Below are 17,686 nucleotides of genomic sequence, written 5' to 3'. Positions count from 1 at the left end.
TATTTTCGTATCTGATGAAAAAAATAACAATGATTTTCCGTAAAAATTCTTTTATAAAACTAACGTATGATGTAAGATGTATTCTAACCTTCTTTAATGCGGTGAACCGCAAAATCAGATGGAGAGAAAGGGCTGAAGCACATGAGCATTACAGAGAACGTGGCACTGGCGCAAGAGACCTTAAACCCCTTTGAAATTGTGCAAAAACAGATTGATGAAGCGGCTGCCTATTTGCAGCTTCCGCAGCATATTACCGATATTCTGAAAAAACCGAAACGTGTGCTGACCGTCAACTTTCCTGTCAAGATGGACGACGGCAGCGTGGTCGTCTTCGAAGGTTACCGTTCCCAGCACAACGATGCGATCGGTCCGGGAAAAGGGGGCATTCGTTTCCACCCTGACGTTACGCTGGACGAGGTCAAAGCATTGTCGATGTGGATGTCCTTCAAATGCGGCGTTGTGGGTCTGCCTTACGGTGGCGGCAAGGGCGGGGTTATCTGTGACCCGCACAAGCTGAGCAAAGGCGAACTGGAACGCGTCAGCCGGGGCTTTATGGAGGCTATCGCCGATTTCATCGGTCCCGATAAAGATATTCCAGCGCCGGATGTCTACACGACACCGGAGATTATGGGCTGGATGATGGATACATACAGCCGCCTGAAGGGCGTCAACACGCCGGGCGTCATCACAGGCAAACCGCTCATCCTCGGCGGCTCCAAAGGACGGAATGAAGCAACGGCACAAGGCTGCGTGTACACAGTGCTTGCTGCGCTCAAGGAGCTGGACGTATCTCCGGAAGGCGCAATAGTTGCGGTGCAGGGCTTCGGCAACGCCGGACGGATTGCGGCTAAACTGCTGGCCGAACAAGGCTGTAAGGTTGTTGCGGTCAGCGATTCGAGGGGCGGATTGTATCAGGCGGAGGGTCTTGACTTGCCGAGAGTCTTTGCGCTCAAAGACCATGCCAAGCTGGCTGACTACGGCGAGTCTTACGTGATTACTAACGAAGAGTTGCTGGAGCTGGATGTCGATATCCTTGTCCCCGCGGCACTGGAGAATGTGATTACCGGCGCCAATGCAGCCAACATCCGGGCCCGGATCATCGCCGAAGCGGCCAACGGCCCGACCACTCCGGAGGCGGACAAAATTTTGCAGGAAAAGGGCGTGCTAGTCATTCCCGATATTCTGGCAAATGCAGGCGGCGTCACCGTATCGTATTTCGAATGGGTGCAAAATCTGGCCAACTACTACTGGACGGAAGAAGAGGTGCTGGAGCGTCTGTCGCAGCGGATGTACGCTTCCTATGATGCGGTCCGTGCCTTATCCCGTGAGCACGGTACCAATCTGCGCACCGCTGCTTTTATGATCTCCATTAAACGGATTAGCGAAGCGATGAGTGCCCGAGGCTGGATCTGATCCAGCATATTATGAAATGGAGGACACAATAACCATGACCCAACCTATTTCCATCGGCATCGTCGGCTACGGCAATCTCGGACGTGGCGTCAAGGCGGCAATCCGGCAAAATCCTGATCTTCGGCTGGAAGCGATTTTTACGCGCCGCGATCCCCACACGTTAGAGACGGGCACACCGATGGTGTCCATTAACGATATTGAGGCTTATCGGGGAAAAATTGATGTGCTGATCCTATGCGGTGGCTCCGCAACCGATCTGCCGGAACAGGGCCCGGCTCTGGCAAAGCTGTTCCATACGGTTGACAGCTTCGATACCCATGCGCGAATTCCGGAGTATTATGCGGAAGTGGATGCCAGCTCCAAGGCGGCGGGGACTGTCAGCGTCATTTCTACCGGCTGGGACCCGGGACTGTTCTCACTGAACCGTCTGCTGGCAGAAGCCGTGCTGCCGGAAGGCAGCGAGTTCACCTTCTGGGGTAAAGGCGTAAGCCAGGGTCATTCCGACGCCATCCGCCGTGTTCCCGGAGTCAAGAACGGCATCCAGTACACTATTCCGCGTGAAGAAGCGGTGGCGCGCGTACGCAGGGGGGAGAACCCGGTGCTGGCTACCCGCGACAAGCATCTGCGCGAGTGTTATGTAGTGGCAGAGGAAGGCGCAGACCGCGAGGCGATTGCGGAGACGATCCGCAGCATGCCGAATTATTTTGCCGATTATGAGACTGTGGTTCATTTCGTGAGCGAAGAGACGCTGGCTGCCGAACATGGCGCAATGCCGCATGGCGGCCATGTTATCCGAAGCGGGCGGACCGGGGAGGGGAATACGCAGATCGTCGAGTTCAGTCTGAAGCTGGACAGCAATCCCGAATTTACCGCCAGCGTGCTCGTCGCCTATGCCCGCGCGGCCTACCGTCTGGCGCAAAAGGGAGAGTCCGGCGCGCACACCGTCTTCGATATCCCGTTCGGCCTGCTCTCGCCGAAATCGCCGGAGCAGCTCCGCAAGGAACTGCTGTAACGTTAGTGGAGATCCTAGTGGAAGAAAGAAGTTCGTGCAGGAAAAATCGCAGAATCAGCAGGACGTGCATGAGCTAAAAAGAGGAAGCTTAAGCTAGGTGTAGCTTGAGCTTCTTCTTTTTTTGTTGCCGCAAAGTTTTATTATACAGAAAGCAGCACAACGGCGAAGAGCTGGAGTGTGATGAGGAGTTGTCATATCGCATTAAATGTCTGGAGGACGATATCCCGTATATGGGATTTTTCCATGATATCTACTCGTGTGAAGAACCCTTTGAGTATGAGGGCCTGCACGAAGTATAGGCAAAGTCGTCGTTACAAGAGCAGAGCACAGCACAGGTTAACAGCCTTACGTTCCGCTCTTATTTGCATTCACTCATTCTTTTGCGCCTTCTCATATTCCACCTCGGGTCAGCTTGGAAAAGTCGGACGGCTTCACTTTTAACCCTTTGCAGAGGTCGATAATCAAGACTATTGATTTTAAAATTCAGATACGTGGTTGTAATATTCGGAAAAAACTTTTAGTTTAACCTATATATCTTTAATAATATAGATTGTTGGAAAATCTATTAATAAATATAATAGTAGCAAATATAGTTAGCCAGGAAGGGAAGCTTATTATGATTCCATTAGACGACGTAGACAAATGCTACCCATTAATAAATGAGCGAGCACAACGTTTTTTGAGCGAGCAAGAACTGAAGCAATATCGCTCTCTCCCACAAAACGAGGTTGAACACCAGCTTAAACTGTTGCTGGAAAGTCCGATTGCCCACTTTACCGTTGTAAATGAAGTCTACTTCAGAGCGCGTTGGGCAGAGGTTTTTGAAGCGCTGCAGTTGGGAGATGACCTGACATTATTGGAGGTGGCTTCCGGCGATGCAGATATGGTTCCCCAGGTCATGGCACGAACCCATCCAAACAGTACATACATAACGGCCAATATGAATAAAAGCCTCACCACCAGTTTGCTGCAGAAAACGCTGGGCCTTCCCCTGCATATGAAAGTCATAGAGGAAGATGCAGCTTATCTCGAAAAACATCTGCCATCCGGGTCAGTGGATCTTATCGTTTTTCAGCATGCGGTCAATGATATCATCCAGGCGATTTTGTGCGGACAGGCTGGAATCGACACCATCCATACGGATTGGATGGAAACTTTGCCGGCCATGATCAAACTTCTTCAGCAGGAGGTTGCCTCAGGTACACTCGAAGTTCATGCCATGCAGCCTTTTATCACCTTGATCCACACTTTATTGAAATCTCTGCGGACAGATGGCATTATCGCTATGAATCATTATATGTTCCAATTGGACCTTGACTGGGGCTACCCGGTAGATTTGTTTGAGAATATCATCCCCCTGACCAGACGCTGGTTGAACGGGATTCAGGGCTGCGAAGAGATTTTTATTCCCGGTTTTGACCGGCAATGGTGGATCTTTTTGCAAAAAAGATAAGGATGCTCCACAATAGTAAGAACAGCCCCTGGAGATTTTTCCTGGGGCTATAATTTTGCTGTAAAAAAGGACCAAACGGTAAGGGGGATTGGCTTTAGGTCACGAATATGATATATGTACCAAAAATTGCTTGAGCCGGTTTTAAGCATACTGGCAGGATAGCAGATTCAACAGAAGGATAAGCAGGATATATAATGGAACTATTATATTGCGATACTTAACAAAAAACGTTCAGTTCTTGCAAAGCGATGTCATGAAAATATTCCTATAATTTTATTAGAGAGGAGGTGCATAGTGGATAATCTTAATGCCTTTGAGAGTGTAGTGGAATACTTGGAGAATATTATACCGACTTCAGATGAGGTTGATTATAGCGTTATTTCTAAAATTGCTGGTTGCCCTGCCCCATTATTTCAGCGTATTTTCACATATATTTCAGGAATTTCAATTAATGAGTACTTAAGGCGGCGGCGATTAACCCTAGCGGGTCATGATTTAAGAAATAGCAGTGAAAAAATCATCGACATAGCTATAAAATATGGTTTCAATTCTCACGCTTCTTTTACAAGAGCTTTCAGGGAGCATCACAATGTTTCTCCCTCTAGTGTTAGGAAGGACAGAGAGAAACTTAGTGATCATCCACGCACCTCCTTTACAAACATTAGAATTGTAGGAGGTAAACGAATTATGGCAGAGCTAAAAAAAATCGAGTATGCACAATTTGGAAGTCGAAAAATTGTGGGCATGATGAAAATGACCTCATTTCAAAAAGCGGGAGAAGAATGCTGGGGTTCAGCAATCAAGGAAGGCGTTTTTGATAAAATACAACAAGAAGTTGGAAAGTGGATTTGCAAAGATATTGATGACTATTTTGGACTTGGGCATATGAGTAAATTTGAAGGGAAAGATAATTTTCAATATATCATTGGTAAATATGTAGAACTTGATGCACCTGTTCCAGAAAATATGTATGCAGCAGATATACCCGCTGGAACGGTTGCTAAGATATGGATTGAAGCCGACTACCTTAACGATATTATTGATAGTGCATACTTAATTTGTTCCGAAGCAATCGAGAAAACAGGATACAAAATTGACTTTGGAAATTTTTATTGGTGTGATGTCTATACATATGACCGATACTGCACACCGCTGGAAAAGGGACAGAAGATTATTCTTGATTATTTGTTGCCTGTTATCAAAGATGAATAGCTGAATACCGTTCAGCTGACGGAGACGACAGTCGAGGAAAATGAAAGAGGGCCATCCCACAATGGATGGCCTTTAAATTTTCCGTTACAGATAGTGCGGTGAACCGTACCACAAGAGGGACAATATGTTAATGCAAGTCTTAAGTATTACCTTCTTGTGGTAATATAAGTAAGTCAGAGTGTATTCTGAATTTCGGGAATTAAAGAGTCAACTTGAATACGGGCCATTAATGGATTGGAGTGGTTTAAGTGAATCAATTTCTTCAGATGGGAGCAAATACAACCTTAAGTGCCGCAAAAGGTAATATTACGATTAGTCACGAAATTTCTACTTTAATAGATATTTCACTAACAGCATTCCTTTTAACGGATTCCGACAAGGTACAAGGAGATAGCGGGGTTATCTTTTATAATCAACCAAAAAGTTCCTCAGGTGTAGCTACTCTTTTACCATCCGAGAAAGTGGGCCATACAAAAGTTCATAAAATTAATTTCGACATGGGTAAAGTCCCTCAAGGTATAACAAAAATAGCTATAACTCTGACAGAGGATCACAGCACGGGATTTTCGAATGTAAAGAATTTAACAGCCGAGATATGTACCGAAAATACGATTATTCAGTTATCACCATCCAGTTTCACGCACGAAAATGGAATCGTAGTTTTGGAATTATATCTAAGAGATGGTCAGACGAAGGCAAAATCAATCTGGCGCGGATTTGATTCCGGGCTTGAAGGGTTATGTAAAAACTATGGTGTTGAGGTTGAAGCTGATGAGCCAGACAAGCATTCCGAACCTCAGACAATTCAAAATCATACCTCAAAAGAGCCTGATTCGAAGTTATCAATAAGCCTTGAAAAGGTAAAGGGTAAGATAAATCTCGATAAAGGGCAAAAACCGGTTATTATTGATAAAACACCAGAAATCACGGCTACTGTATCTTGGAAGACTGGGACGGATTATGATATATATGCTTTAGTCTACACAAAGGATGGAAAGCAGATTGATGTAGCTATGTTTGGTGCGGAGGGGACACCTCCTCTCAAAAGTTTTGGTAACGGGACTGTGGAACATATGGGCGATGTCGGGAGAAGCAGCAAAGCAATGAAGACAGAGGTTATAAAATTAAGATTAAAAGATGATATTCTTGCAGTTGTTCCTGTGGTTTATTCAGCTCAGTCCAATGGAACCGGTTCATTCTACAGATATAAGGTGTCCATGAGTATAGATAATCATAATGGAACGTCCGTTACGATATCCGCCAAGAATGCCAATAATAATGATAAGATTTATACCTGTGTACCCGGAATACTTCATAATACGCCAGACGGCGTTATTATAAGCCCATTGGAGCTTTACAGTAGACCGAATTCGGAGTTTAGGCCTATTCTCAGGATGGGACCTTCAAATATGGTAGAAGTTATAATGGATCAAGGGCCCTTAAATGATTATAAATAGTTTGTCGTAGTCTGAGTAAGGAAATGAAAAAAGCTCAAGCACAAGTGGCTTGGGCTTTTTTCATTAGGTTATTGCTTCTAGTACTGCCTAGTTGAATAAAGAATGGATTTTATTCTCTTGTCCTGCTAAACACTAATGAAATTGTCGTACCAGTCCCCAATTGGCTCTCTATTTCGATCTGTCCCCTGTGTTGGATCACAAGCTGCTTGGAAATTGCCATACCGAGTCCAGTACCTTGGATTAATTCATCCGTATTGGTACCGCGATAGTAGCGTTCGAATAGCAGTTCCTTCTTTTTAATATCTATGCCTACCCCGTTATCTTGTATCTGGATTACAAATTGCGAAACGTTATTCTTAACTATAGAAACGTTGATCCATGTACCTTCAGGATTGTGGAGGGCAGCATTTGCAAGCAGATTCTCCAGTACGCGTCTGAAGTATCTGGCATCTATCGGATAGGTAATCGGTGCTTCCGAAGCCTTATAATGAATCGGAACATTGGCGAATTGAGGATGCTGTTTCCACTTTTGTATGGCTTGATCGATGAATTCATTCATGTCTGTCGGGATGAATTCAAACGCAAAGGCATCGTTTTTCAACCGGTAGGTTAAGGTTAAATCGTTAATCATTTCATCCATATAAGTGGATTTCTCACGCATAATGGCTGCAAATTCACGAATTTCTGCTTGTGACCATTCATACGTTCTCGATTCCATGAGATGTGCATACCCCATTATGGAAGACAGCGGTGTCTTCAAATCATGCGACACACCTGCAATCCAGTCTTCTCTTGTGATCTCCAGCTGCTTACGAATATGCTCGTTCTTCTGTAATGTCTCTGTTAAGTGAGCTAAGGATTGTATCAATTCGGCATGTACGCGGAATCTTTCTTTTAAATGTCCAGACTGCTTACGGCTAAGAGGCATCCCATTGGAGTTAGGACTGGTCGGTTCACGTAATTCCCCCTTGGCCAAAGAGTGAAGCCAATCAATCATATGCAGAATAGGTGTCCCAAACCGGTGACCGTACCAAAGAGCAAGAAGCAGGAAGAGAATAAGAATCATCACAAGCAAAGCAGCAGATCTCCAGAAGAATACAGTAATATCTTCCTTATACGTATCGCCATTGACCCATGAAGCCACCGTTGTAGACAGAGGAGCATGAATGACCCAGGTGCTGCCTGCCGCAGAATCATAAACCGTAAATGATTGCATGCCATAACGTTCCGGATATTGGTTACGCAGCATCAAATCCTGAAGGCTATAATGATCTGGCGCTTCGCCCCTTTGTCCGTAACCTCCTAGTACCTTCCCATTCCCATCGAGAAGCTCGATCCAGCCATGAATATCATTAAGCTGCTGCTTGAAGCTCTCGTTCACTTCAATCTTGCCCGCTCTCCATGTCACTTGCTGCAGCAAGTTTTTTTTGAGCATGGCAATATCATTCTTCACTCCGTATAAGAGGGTATAGGCTTGTCCATCCAGCTCTTGAATCCATGCATATAGTCCGTAAGGGAAATCCTTCTCCGCTTTCCAATAGCTCATCAGCTCACCAGGAGTGTAACGTTCTGGTACATCAGCTGGAGTATGGTAAGCGGCAATAGTCTCTCCAGCCTTATCTATAACCTGTAGCCAGCCCCCCTGCTCGCGTACCTCGGCAAGAAGTTTCGGATCAAATTGTATTTTACCGTCATGATGGGTAATAGAGTCTGTGAGCACAGGCAAACTGGGCTGAATGGAGTCCAGTTGTTGATCAAGCCGCTCCAGCTTTACAATGCTTAAAGTAAATGTACCTAAAAATAGAACAAATAGTAGGACGCCGATAAACAACAATTGCCTAATATATTGAAGGATAAACCTTTTCTTGATGTTCATCGCATTAATTCTCAGATTCACGAACAAGTTTGTAACCTAGGCCACGTGCAGTAATCAAATATACTGGCTCACTGGGATTGGGTTCAATGCGCTCGCGGATACGATGGATATGAACCATGACTGTATTGTCATCACTAAGACTTTGCTCGCCCCAAACTTGCTCGTACAGTTGTTTTTTACTGAATACCCGGTTGGGGCTTTGGCAAAAAAACAAGAGGAGCTGAAAGACCTGAGCCGGACAATCGACGGTGACATCATTCACGCGAAGCTCTCCAGCATATTCGTCCACTTGAAATGTTCTGTAAGTGTATATCCGGTTCATAGTGGGAACATCGGCAGTTTTGAGATACCGGCGCAGCTGTGCCCGGACACGCGCAATCACTTCTAGCGGATTGAACGGCTTCGTAATGTAATCATCGCCCCCAACGGCAAAACCGGTCAATTTATCAAAATCGCCTATCCGAGCCGTTAAGAACAGGATAGGGGCATCCGTCGTTTGCCGAATCCATGGACAGATCTCGAAGCCGTTTTGCTTCGGCAGCATAACATCAAGCAGGATGAGGTCATACTTGGTGGTTTGGCAGGCTAGTAAGGCCTGTTCGCCTGTTGTGGCCGTATCGACGAGTGGAAATCCCTCTTTATTTAACACGGTTTTCAATAGTTTTAGAATGGACGATTCATCATCCACAATTAGAATCTTTGATTGATTCATCGCTTCCTTATCTCCCTATTACATAACTTGGTATTCATTTAAATATATCATTCATTTTGTTTCAGCAGCACAATATAAATCTTAACGGAACCTTAACTTTTCAATCTCCTGATTAATACAATCATAAGGTTTCGTTTCGCAGGTATTAAACTTCATCGCATACACTTATCCGTGAAACCCATATAAAGGAGAGAAAACGGATGAACAATATCATTAGCAAAAGAAATCTGATGCTGCTTAGCCTCGCTGGCATACTGACTGTGGGCTCACTCGCAGCCTCGGCGTCGGCTGAGTCCGCCAAGCCTGAGGTTGTATCAGCAAGCTCTGTCTCGAAAGTAGCAGTAGCCGCTGCTTCCTTCCGGCCGGACCAACTTTTAAAACTGCTGCAGCAAGAGAAATATGAACGTATTTATGGACAACTCGGAGCCGAATTCAAGAAGCAATTCTCGTTAAAGGATTTCAAGAAACAAGTCAGCCTCAACCACAAGAACGTCACATCCTATAAACTGGTTAGTCATTTTCTTATAAACAATACCAGCTACTATGCTTGGAAGGACCCCAAAGGAAAAAAAACGATACAAGCTCTGTTTGACAGAAACAACAAGATAGAGGGCCTGATATTTAATACGATGCAGCAGTATCCCGAGACGGATGCGAAGCGCACTCAAACGACTTTTGAACTTCCTTTTCAAGGGAAATGGTTTGTCTATTGGGGGGGGACGAACGAGCTAATTAATTATCATTACGGGGCTGAGCAGCAGCGGTATGCGTATGATCTCATCGTGGTGAACAATGGGTTCAGCTATAAAGGCGACGCCACCAAAAATGAAAGCTACTTTGCTTTCGGAAAACCTATTCTGGCTGCCGCAGCGGGTAAAGTCGTGAAAATCGTCAATGACATCCAAGACAATAAGCCTGTTGGTAAGGAGAATACGGAGCAGATCGCCGGGAACCACGTCATTATCGATCATGGCAACGGAGAGTTCAGCTACTATGCTCATCTGCAAAAAGGATCGGTCAGCGTCAAAGCCGGCGACGTAGTGAAGGCCGGAGATACGCTGGGTAAGTGCGGTAACTCGGGTAATTCCAGCGAACCACATCTTCATTTCGAGGTTGCCAACAGCGCGGAACTGTACACTACGAAGTCACTGCGCGTTCACTGGAAGGACGCCGATGATTATGAGCAAGGTGCCTATATATTAGCGCCCTAACCGGACTTCAGTACCGAAGAGTAGAAGATGATACAATAATTTCAAATGTTAAAGGACGGCAGAGATGCCGTTCTTTTGGTGCGCCCAGCCATGAGGCAGTAGTAAATCATAAGTAACGGCAATTTTTTTGGCGTCTTCACATACCATATCCAGTCGGTTCTTTAATAGGTATATCTATCATGTGAAATGTGAATTTATGTCGAATCATGTTGAAAAAGGTGCCGGTAATTATCTCGTAATCGCTATATGAGCGCTTGGTTTCCTGTATAATTTACGAATATGCAGATAGTTGAAGCTGCTGATTCCTGATCGCAACCAATCCCTCACGAAAGAGAGCAGTGACATGAAATCCATCGCTTGGGTAACCGACAGCACCAGCACAATTGACTCTGAATTCGCCATAAATAACCATGTATATATTGTTCCTCTCCGTCTAATTGTCAATAATGAATGTTATAAAGAAAATATCGAAATCACCGCCGACCAGTTCTATGATAAAATGCGCCAGAATGACAAGGTTGGCAGTTCCCAGCCGCCGATCGGTGAGTTCGTAGAGTTATACGAGCACCTGAAGGAAGAGTATGACGAAATTATTGCGATCCATTGTTCCTCCGAGCTTAGTGGTACTTTCCATACCTCTATACAGGCAGCGGATATCGCTGGAGTTACCGTAATTGGCATTGATTCCAAGGTAGGCGCTTACCCGATCCGTGAGATGATTCTGCGCGGCGTTCACTGGCAGCAGGCAGGTTGCTCAGCGCTGGAGATTAAGAGCAGAATCGAAAATATCATTGAAGAGATGTCTTTCTATCTGATCCCTGCCAGTCTCAGCCAGCTGCACCGCAGCGGGCGACTCTCTGGCTCCCAGCTTGTACTGGGCCAGCTGATGCGGATTCATCTGCTGCTGAAGTTCGATGAAGGCAAAGTTGTCGTTGTGGACAAAATCCGCACCTTCAAGAAGACGAAGCAAAAGTTGCTGGAGACACTCCACAAGGATATCTGGCGGATCCAGGATATTTGCATTATGCATGCCAACAATATGGAAGAGGCGCTGAGCCTGGAGTCGGCCATCAAGGAAATGTCGCCTTCTGTGCGTACAGAAATCATGACTTTTGTTCCGGTAGTAGGTGTTCATATGGGCGAGGGAACGCTCGCGCTTTCATGGATTAATAATACAGCCCTTAACAGTATCACTGTTCAGGATAAAGTACTGGAGCCTATGCTTTGGGATTGAGTCCCGCTCGGCCAAATTGCTTGCATACAAAAAACCAGCAGGTCCCGGAGTGGGTCTGCTGGTTTTTTGCGAACCATGGGAGTCCAAATTAATCTCTTCGCCAGGTCATAAAAAATGCTGTTCTGGAATCAGAGGTAAAAATAGTCTATCATAAATGCTGATGAACATAGGTTTGAGAGCTGATAACAGATAGTACAAGGAGATTAGATGAATAATTCGATCAATATTCTCGTGGCCGAAGACGACAGTGACATCAGTCGGCTGCTGTGTAGCATTATTAGAAAAAGCGGTTACGTGCCACAGCCTGCCTTCTCCGGAACAGAGGCACTGCTCTATCTGGAGCAACGGCAATGGAGCATGGTACTGCTCGATCTGATGCTGCCGGGAATGACGGGCGAGGAGCTGCTTAAATGGATCCGCGTGCGGGGTGGTGTACCAGTGATCATCATTTCGGCCAAGGGTGAACAGCGGACCAAGGTGTCAGCTCTGCGCGGAGGGGCGGATGACTTCATTACGAAGCCTTTTGATATCGAGGAAGTATCAGCGCGCATCGATTCCCATCTGCGCCGGTATGCGCAGATCGCTCCTCCGGCTGTGCCGAGCGTATTGCAGCATAAGGGATTGGTGCTCGACCACGATTCCAAAACGGTTACGGCAGAGGGGGCGGAGGTTGTGCTGACTGTCCGGGAGTACGAGATTGTCGCATTGTTTTTATCGGCACCGAAAAAGGTATTCACGAAAGCCAATCTATACGAAAGCGTATGGAATGAGCTATACCACGGAGACGATAATACGGTCAATGTCCATATGAGCAATTTGCGGAGTAAACTGGCGAAGGCTGCGCCTGGCAGCGAATTTATCGAGACGGTATGGGGCATGGGCTATCGGCTGAAGCCTTAAGACATTCTTAAGAATTGGCTTTAGCCCCTCTTAAGTTTTCGTTTCTATACTTGGTCTATCACATAAGGGAGGCCAAGACGACAATGAACGAATATGTATTGCAAACGAATCAATTGTCTAAGAAGTTCAAAGGCAGCGTAGCGCTGGATAAAGTAAATTTGTCTATCCGCAAAGGCTCCATATATGGCTTTATTGGGCAGAACGGAGCCGGAAAATCGACGCTGATGCGCATCGTTACCGGACTTGCTTTTCCGTCCGACGGAAGTATCGAGCTGTTCGGAGCCAGCGATGAGCGGGCGTTGACCCAGGCCCGCAAGCGGATGGGGCTGATTATCGAGAGCCCCTCGTTGTTCCCCCACATGACTGCCGCCGAGAATCTGGAGGCGAACCGTCTCCTCCGGGGCATCCCCGGCAAAGACTGCGTCGACAGGATGCTGGAATGGGTCGGTTTGCAGGGAACAGGCAGGAAAAAAGTGAGGAATTTCTCACTTGGCATGAAGCAGCGGCTGGGTCTGGCGATCGCCTTGCTGGGCGACCCCGAATTTCTAATTCTGGACGAGCCGACCAACGGACTCGATCCGATGAGCGTTATCGAGATGCGCGAGCTGCTCAAGCAGCTCAACCACGAACGAGGGATAACGATTCTGATCTCCAGCCACATTCTGAGTGAGCTGCATTTGCTGGCAAGCCATTACGGCATTATTCATCACGGCAAGCTGTTGGAGCAGCTCACTGCACAGGAATTGAACGATAAATGCCAGCAATACGTGTATATCAAAGCGGATAACCCGGACAAGGCAGCAACCGTTATTCAGAATGAGTTCCGCACAGCCGATTTCGAGGTGATGCCGGATGGGGCCATCAAGCTGTATGGCCACATGGAGCAGCCAGGCAAAGTATCGTCGACGCTTTTCTCCGCAGGCCTGGAAATCGAGCAGTTTATGCCGATGGGCGAAGACCTGGAGAGCTATTTTATGAAGCGGATCGGAGGTGCCGGGCATGTATAACCTGATCAGGTCAGAACTGTTCAAGCTGCGTAAGGACAGATCATTCCGGGTGCTGCTGCTCATAACCGCCGCTCTTTCACTGGTGTATCCACTGCTCTACTATTTTGACAATAAGTCGAGTGGAGATCCGCAATTTACAGGAGCCGAATTTCTGATTAAATTTATGGCAAGCAATGGCTATGTGATCAAATTCGGCGTAGCAGCGTTGGCCGGATTCTTCATCGCGAGTGAATATGCGACGGGTGTCATGAAGACGATCGCATCATCGGGCAACGATAGAGGACGGCTGTTCACCGCCAAGCTGATCGGATTCTCGGTCGGAGCCATGGCTGTCTCTCTGGTATTCCCGATCGTAAGCACGACCGAAGTTTCACTACTTTCAGGTTTTGGCCATTTGCCGGAGGGGGTTGACGCGTTCTTCATACCACGGGCCCTCGGACTAACACTGCTGTACACTGCAGGCTACGCGGCGATCGGGGCGCTGTTCACTGCCGTGTTCACCGAAAGCGGCAAGACGATCGGCTTCTCGATGATTTTCTTCCTTATGATTGACACGATTTTGGGGGGCTTGGGTGAGTACATCCCTTTCTTTACTACAGTGTATGATTATTCTATCTTCAAGCTGATGAACGATATCGGCAAGCCCAGCATCGACGGCGGCGATCTGCCGGCGCTCCTGCTTGTGCCATTGCTGACGATTGTCGCAGCCGGGCTGCTCGGTATTCTCGTGTTCCGTAGAAAGGAAATAAAATAAAAGTAAGAGGGGCGGAAGAGAGTTGCTTATCATAACGCTCATATCGGTTACGGTGGCGGCTCTTCTGCTTGCCCATCTGCTGCTGATGAGGCGGGAGCTGGGACGGATGACATCGCAGCTGCGCCGCTATAATGAGCGGACAACCGGTAAAAAAATAGACGTAACGCTATTTGACCGGCGGCTCGAAGCGCTTGCGGGTCAAATTAACAGCCAGTCCGACCTCGTAGTCGATGCAGAGGCCCGCAGAAGACGAACAGAAAATGAGCTGCGGCAGGCAATTACGAACATTTCCCATGATATTCGTACTCCGCTGACCTCCATCTTTGGATATATTCAACTGCTGGAAGCAGAGCCTATTACGCCCGAGGAGAAGCACGAATACCTCACAATCGTTAAAAATCGCACGAAACGGCTGCAAGCGCTATTGAACGATTTCTTCGAGCTGTCCTTAATTGAATCTTCGGATTATCAGCTTAAGTCCGAGCGGATCGAAATGACTGTCCTCCTGTCAGACATTCTGGTTGGTTTCTACGACCGGTTCAACGAACGGAACATTACGCCGGATATCCGGCTGCCGAAGGAAGCGGTGGCTATATATGCTGACGAATCAGCCGTGCAGAGGGTCGTTGAGAATTTGCTTATTAATACTGTCAAACATGCGGCCGGTCATGTGGAGATCTGCTTCGAGCAACGGGAGAAGACAGCCATGTTCAGGATCGTGAATGAAGCGAAGGAGTTATCCGACATCGATGTGAGGCTGCTATTCGACCGCTTCTATACGGTCGACCGCACCCGGTCCGCCCAAGGATCGGGACTTGGTCTTTCCATAGCGAAAAGTCTAATGGACAAGATGAACGGCTCACTGACAGCGGAGCTGCATGGGGGCAATTTAACGATGACCTGCCGTTGGAAGCTGTAAGGCGCAATGCCAGCATGAGCCTGTCATTTGCATCATTCGGTTCATCCAATGTGCATTTTACTTTCGATGTTAATAAAACTTGTGATGCATTTCATTTCCTGATTTATCCATTACACTTATACTCTTGGTTAAAGTACTTCTATTTCCGGAGGTTTTGTGAATATGGAGCGAATCCGTGTAATTGAGATCCCACCTCTAACGGTCGTTAATTCGGGAAACATATCATCTATGGAGGATTTCGAAGCGTTTGACCAATGGTGGTCTTCTGTCGATGTCAAGCATTATATTACGCCCCGCGACTTTATGTGGTATAACGTCAAGAAAGGTTACTTGGAATGGTTTTTTGCGCTGCCGGAAGGATACAAAGATACAGGTGGATATGAGGTTACCGGTTTCCCTGGGGGATTATATGCAGTTGCAACTTCAAAAGATGCAGAGGAAGTGGCCATCCAGGAAACTAAAGCATCCATTCGCGCATGGGTTGAGACAAGTGGGTGCTTCGAAATATCAACAAGCGAGAATGATTCAGCTGAACGTTACGAAATGACCCATGTTACTACACCCAAGGTATTCAAAGAGAAAATGGGCTATCATCTATCGGATATATTCGTACCGATTGTGGCGAAATGACAACACAGGCCACATATTGCTTTCACTAATCAGCAAGTTTTTTGTAGAAAAGCTCGCAGGAGCCTGTGTTTACATCATGACGACTATAGGGGAGAGGGTAGTCACACTCCGGTCGAAACGATGCGTAAACAGGCTTCTGCGGGTTTATTTGTGTTACAGAATGATGTAGTAGGCAAAGAAAATTAATGCCGTCAAACTCTTTAGCGTTGTACTTTGATGAAAATATAATAAACCAGATTTCTTCGGGTTATGTTCCGCCGCTGAGATTCACAACATCTTTAAGTTCTGGCTGTTATTTATTTGGATGTTCAAGACATAATCATCCGGAATATTGGAAAAGGGAAGGGGTTCCACTCAGCGGCAGCAGTGGAATGAATGGAGAACAGATCAAATCGGACAGTATGTAGGCGATATCCGTCAGGATATTTCCCGGTCCTCGAATCCGGATATGCAGCTTGGCGTGTATATTTTGCCGCCGGAATTTACAGAGGTTGGGCAGAATGTAGCCAAATTCAAGGATTCTATCGACTTTGTCGCCCCTATGGCGTACTTTGATGACTGGGAATTCAACAGCGACTGGGTGTACAGCACGGCATACGGTATCCTGAAGGATACGAGCGACCGGATCAGCAGCAGCCAAGTGGAAATTGTAGCAACGCTGGATAATGACTGGACTGATGATCAATATCAGGAGATTTACCAGGGAATCCGCGAGAATTACCCTGGCGTGAAGCGTCTGTCGTTCTTTTCTTATGGGACCTGGCCTGAAGCCGAGCTGGCCAAAATCGATGAACGTACAACATGGCCGACACCGGACTGGACACCTCCGGGTGAACATGACTATCCGGCTCAGCTGCCAACAGGGTGGAAGGCAAGGAATATCGGCTCCATGCCGGGGAATGTTGTATACAATTCTTCCAAAAAGCAATTTACAATGAGCAGCACATCCACGGATATTTGGGGGAAAGCGGATCAGATGAACTTTGTCTATCAACCTGTGAAGGGTGATGCGGAGATCATTGTTCAGATGCGTTCAACTGAACGTATGGACGGCTGGGCCAAGGCCGGCGTTATGATTCGGGAGTCGCTGGGGCATGATGCAAAGCACGCAGACATGATGATTACCCCTGAGAATGGGGCAACCTTCCAGTATCGGAAAGAGACGGCGGGCAGCTCGGTTGACCAGACAACAGATGCTTCTGCTCCAAGCTGGCTTAAGCTGAACCGAAAGGGAAATACCTTCACTGGCGCAGTTTCGTCTGACGGGAAGCGCTGGACGAAGGCCGGAACCGTACAGATCTCGATGAACCGCCAGGTGTATATCGGTATAGCGCTCAGCAATCCGGGGGATGACGCGAAGAATAAGGCTGTGTTTGGCAATGTGAAGATCACCAATTAAGCCCTAATCCGCAAACATGAGGCCAACCACAACGGATAGCCTCATGTTTGCCGGTACAGGCATTAACTTTATAAATCACAAATTTACTTAAAGATCCGTTGCGAAAATTGATACAGCCCGCTGCTCCAAACTTTCCCTTCATGTCCGCCCACATCCAGATACCACGTGTGCGGGATATTCATAGTGTTCAAGCTATTATGGAAATTTTGGCTGACCCACAGCAGATTATCCGAAGCACCGCATGACAGCCACAGCAGCTTCAGCTGGCTGGCAACCTGGTAAATTAAAGACATTAAGTAAAAAAGCTAACCTAAAAAAGATTGACTAATCATTAGAAGATAGGTAGGGGCAAGGTTTCTGGGGGGAAGCTCGCAGGAGCTTATATTTACAGCATACCAACCACAGGATCAGGGAAGGTCATACTCTGGTCGGAATGATGCGTTAACAGGCTTCTGCGAGTATACTCAGGGTGAAGGAATTGATTGTACATTCTTAGG

The 17,686-nt window shown here is 46.8% G+C and carries 16 protein-coding genes and 1 pseudogene; 14 read left to right on the top strand and 3 right to left on the bottom strand.

Translation table 11 applies throughout. The annotated features are described in order from the left end of the window. The first annotated feature begins 141 nt into the window (after nt 1–141). The 5 genes from A3842_RS02130 (at nt 142) to A3842_RS02105 (ending at nt 6,547) form a co-directional block, all read left to right on the top strand. Complete coding sequence (locus A3842_RS02130) at nt 142–1,413, top strand: Glu/Leu/Phe/Val family dehydrogenase (protein ID WP_074100280.1); 1,272 nt, start codon at nt 142–144, stop codon at nt 1,411–1,413. Between the two features lie 34 nt (nt 1,414–1,447). Beyond that, nucleotides 1,448–2,425: a diaminopimelate dehydrogenase gene (locus tag A3842_RS02125; protein ID WP_074100279.1), complete on the top strand. Its 978-nt coding sequence runs from the start codon at nt 1,448–1,450 to the stop codon at nt 2,423–2,425. Between the two features lie 679 nt (nt 2,426–3,104). Then, entirely contained in the window at nt 3,105–3,878 is a 774-nt protein-coding gene (locus A3842_RS02115; RefSeq protein ID WP_143186125.1) for a hypothetical protein, read from the top strand. A gap of 294 nt (nt 3,879–4,172) precedes the next feature. Beyond that, entirely contained in the window at nt 4,173–5,090 is a 918-nt protein-coding gene (locus tag A3842_RS02110) for a helix-turn-helix domain-containing protein (protein ID WP_074085949.1), read from the top strand. A gap of 248 nt (nt 5,091–5,338) precedes the next feature. After that, a complete protein-coding gene (locus A3842_RS02105; RefSeq protein WP_074100276.1) occupies nt 5,339–6,547 on the top strand; it encodes a TerD family protein in 1,209 nt (402 codons plus the stop codon). Nucleotides 6,548–6,656: 109 nt separating this feature from the next. Here the strand turns inward: A3842_RS02105 and A3842_RS02100 are convergent, their stop codons facing one another. Together A3842_RS02100 and A3842_RS02095 are read right to left on the bottom strand one after the other, a co-directional pair. Continuing rightward, nucleotides 6,657–8,444 (bottom strand): sensor histidine kinase, encoded by a 1,788-nt coding sequence (locus A3842_RS02100; RefSeq protein ID WP_143186124.1) that lies wholly within the window; start codon nt 8,442–8,444, stop codon nt 6,657–6,659. Then, nucleotides 8,428–9,135: a response regulator transcription factor gene (locus A3842_RS02095; RefSeq protein WP_074085946.1), complete on the bottom strand. Its 708-nt coding sequence runs from the start codon at nt 9,133–9,135 to the stop codon at nt 8,428–8,430. Before A3842_RS02095 ends, A3842_RS02100 begins: the two co-directional genes overlap by 17 nt. A gap of 200 nt (nt 9,136–9,335) precedes the next feature. Between A3842_RS02095 and A3842_RS33140 the strand changes: the two genes are divergently transcribed. From A3842_RS33140 to A3842_RS02055, 9 genes and pseudogenes are all read left to right on the top strand, one after another. After that, nucleotides 9,336–10,346: a M23 family metallopeptidase gene (locus A3842_RS33140; protein WP_083609442.1), complete on the top strand. Its 1,011-nt coding sequence runs from the start codon at nt 9,336–9,338 to the stop codon at nt 10,344–10,346. 343 nt (nt 10,347–10,689) lie between these two features. Then, complete coding sequence (locus tag A3842_RS02085; RefSeq protein WP_074100274.1) at nt 10,690–11,580, top strand: DegV family protein; 891 nt, start codon at nt 10,690–10,692, stop codon at nt 11,578–11,580. Nucleotides 11,581–11,787: 207 nt separating this feature from the next. Next, a complete protein-coding gene (locus A3842_RS02080) occupies nt 11,788–12,480 on the top strand; it encodes a response regulator transcription factor (RefSeq protein WP_074100273.1) in 693 nt (230 codons plus the stop codon). Between the two features lie 83 nt (nt 12,481–12,563). Next, on the top strand, nt 12,564–13,487 hold the full coding sequence (locus tag A3842_RS02075) for an ABC transporter ATP-binding protein (RefSeq protein WP_074100272.1): 924 nt from the start codon (nt 12,564–12,566) through the stop codon (nt 13,485–13,487). Next, the gene (locus tag A3842_RS02070; RefSeq protein ID WP_074100271.1) at nt 13,480–14,241 is read left to right on the top strand and encodes an ABC transporter permease; all 762 of its coding nucleotides are present in this window, start codon (nt 13,480–13,482) and stop codon (nt 14,239–14,241) included. Before A3842_RS02075 ends, A3842_RS02070 begins: the two co-directional genes overlap by 8 nt. A 22-nt stretch (nt 14,242–14,263) precedes the next feature. Continuing rightward, on the top strand, nt 14,264–15,160 hold the full coding sequence (locus tag A3842_RS02065) for a sensor histidine kinase (protein ID WP_074100270.1): 897 nt from the start codon (nt 14,264–14,266) through the stop codon (nt 15,158–15,160). 162 nt (nt 15,161–15,322) lie between these two features. After that, a complete protein-coding gene (locus A3842_RS02060) occupies nt 15,323–15,790 on the top strand; it encodes a transcriptional regulator (RefSeq protein ID WP_074100269.1) in 468 nt (155 codons plus the stop codon). 233 nt (nt 15,791–16,023) lie between these two features. Beyond that, nucleotides 16,024–16,122, top strand: a pseudogene (locus A3842_RS33850) (tetratricopeptide repeat protein); the annotation flags it as partial. Continuing rightward, the gene (locus tag A3842_RS02055; protein ID WP_074100268.1) at nt 16,122–17,189 is read left to right on the top strand and encodes a DUF1349 domain-containing protein; all 1,068 of its coding nucleotides are present in this window, start codon (nt 16,122–16,124) and stop codon (nt 17,187–17,189) included. The pseudogene A3842_RS33850 and the gene A3842_RS02055, both read left to right, overlap by 1 nt. An 83-nt stretch (nt 17,190–17,272) precedes the next feature. On the opposite strand, the gene A3842_RS02050 is transcribed toward A3842_RS02055, so the two are convergent. Then, nucleotides 17,273–17,482 (bottom strand): alpha/beta hydrolase, encoded by a 210-nt coding sequence (locus A3842_RS02050; RefSeq protein WP_244169749.1) that lies wholly within the window; start codon nt 17,480–17,482, stop codon nt 17,273–17,275. Nucleotides 17,483–17,686 lie beyond the last annotated feature (204 nt).

Origin of the sequence: Paenibacillus sp. P3E, from assembly GCF_001909045.1 — a bacterium.
Taxonomy (GTDB): Bacteria; Bacillota; Bacilli; order Paenibacillales; family Paenibacillaceae; genus Paenibacillus_AQ; species Paenibacillus_AQ helianthi.
Note: the sequence above shows the minus strand (reverse complement) of the source record. Positions and strands in the feature narration are given on the sequence as shown.

Excerpts from the sequence above, each read along its gene's own strand:
- A3842_RS02080 (WP_074100273.1), top strand. The coding sequence starts at position 11,788 with ATGAATAATTCGATCAATATTCTCGTGGCCGAAGACGACAGTGACATC.
- A3842_RS02075 (WP_074100272.1), top strand. The coding sequence starts at position 12,564 with ATGAACGAATATGTATTGCAAACGAATCAATTGTCTAAGAAGTTCAAA.
- A3842_RS02060 (WP_074100269.1), top strand. The coding sequence starts at position 15,323 with ATGGAGCGAATCCGTGTAATTGAGATCCCACCTCTAACGGTCGTTAAT.
- A3842_RS02130 (WP_074100280.1), top strand. The coding sequence starts at position 142 with ATGAGCATTACAGAGAACGTGGCACTGGCGCAAGAGACCTTAAACCCC.
- A3842_RS02125 (WP_074100279.1), top strand. The coding sequence starts at position 1,448 with ATGACCCAACCTATTTCCATCGGCATCGTCGGCTACGGCAATCTCGGA.
- A3842_RS02070 (WP_074100271.1), top strand. The coding sequence starts at position 13,480 with ATGTATAACCTGATCAGGTCAGAACTGTTCAAGCTGCGTAAGGACAGA.
- A3842_RS02085 (WP_074100274.1), top strand. The coding sequence starts at position 10,690 with ATGAAATCCATCGCTTGGGTAACCGACAGCACCAGCACAATTGACTCT.
- A3842_RS33140 (WP_083609442.1), top strand. The coding sequence starts at position 9,336 with ATGAACAATATCATTAGCAAAAGAAATCTGATGCTGCTTAGCCTCGCT.
- A3842_RS02095 (WP_074085946.1), bottom strand. The coding sequence starts at position 9,135 with ATGAATCAATCAAAGATTCTAATTGTGGATGATGAATCGTCCATTCTA.
- A3842_RS02050 (WP_244169749.1), bottom strand. The coding sequence starts at position 17,482 with ATGTCTTTAATTTACCAGGTTGCCAGCCAGCTGAAGCTGCTGTGGCTG.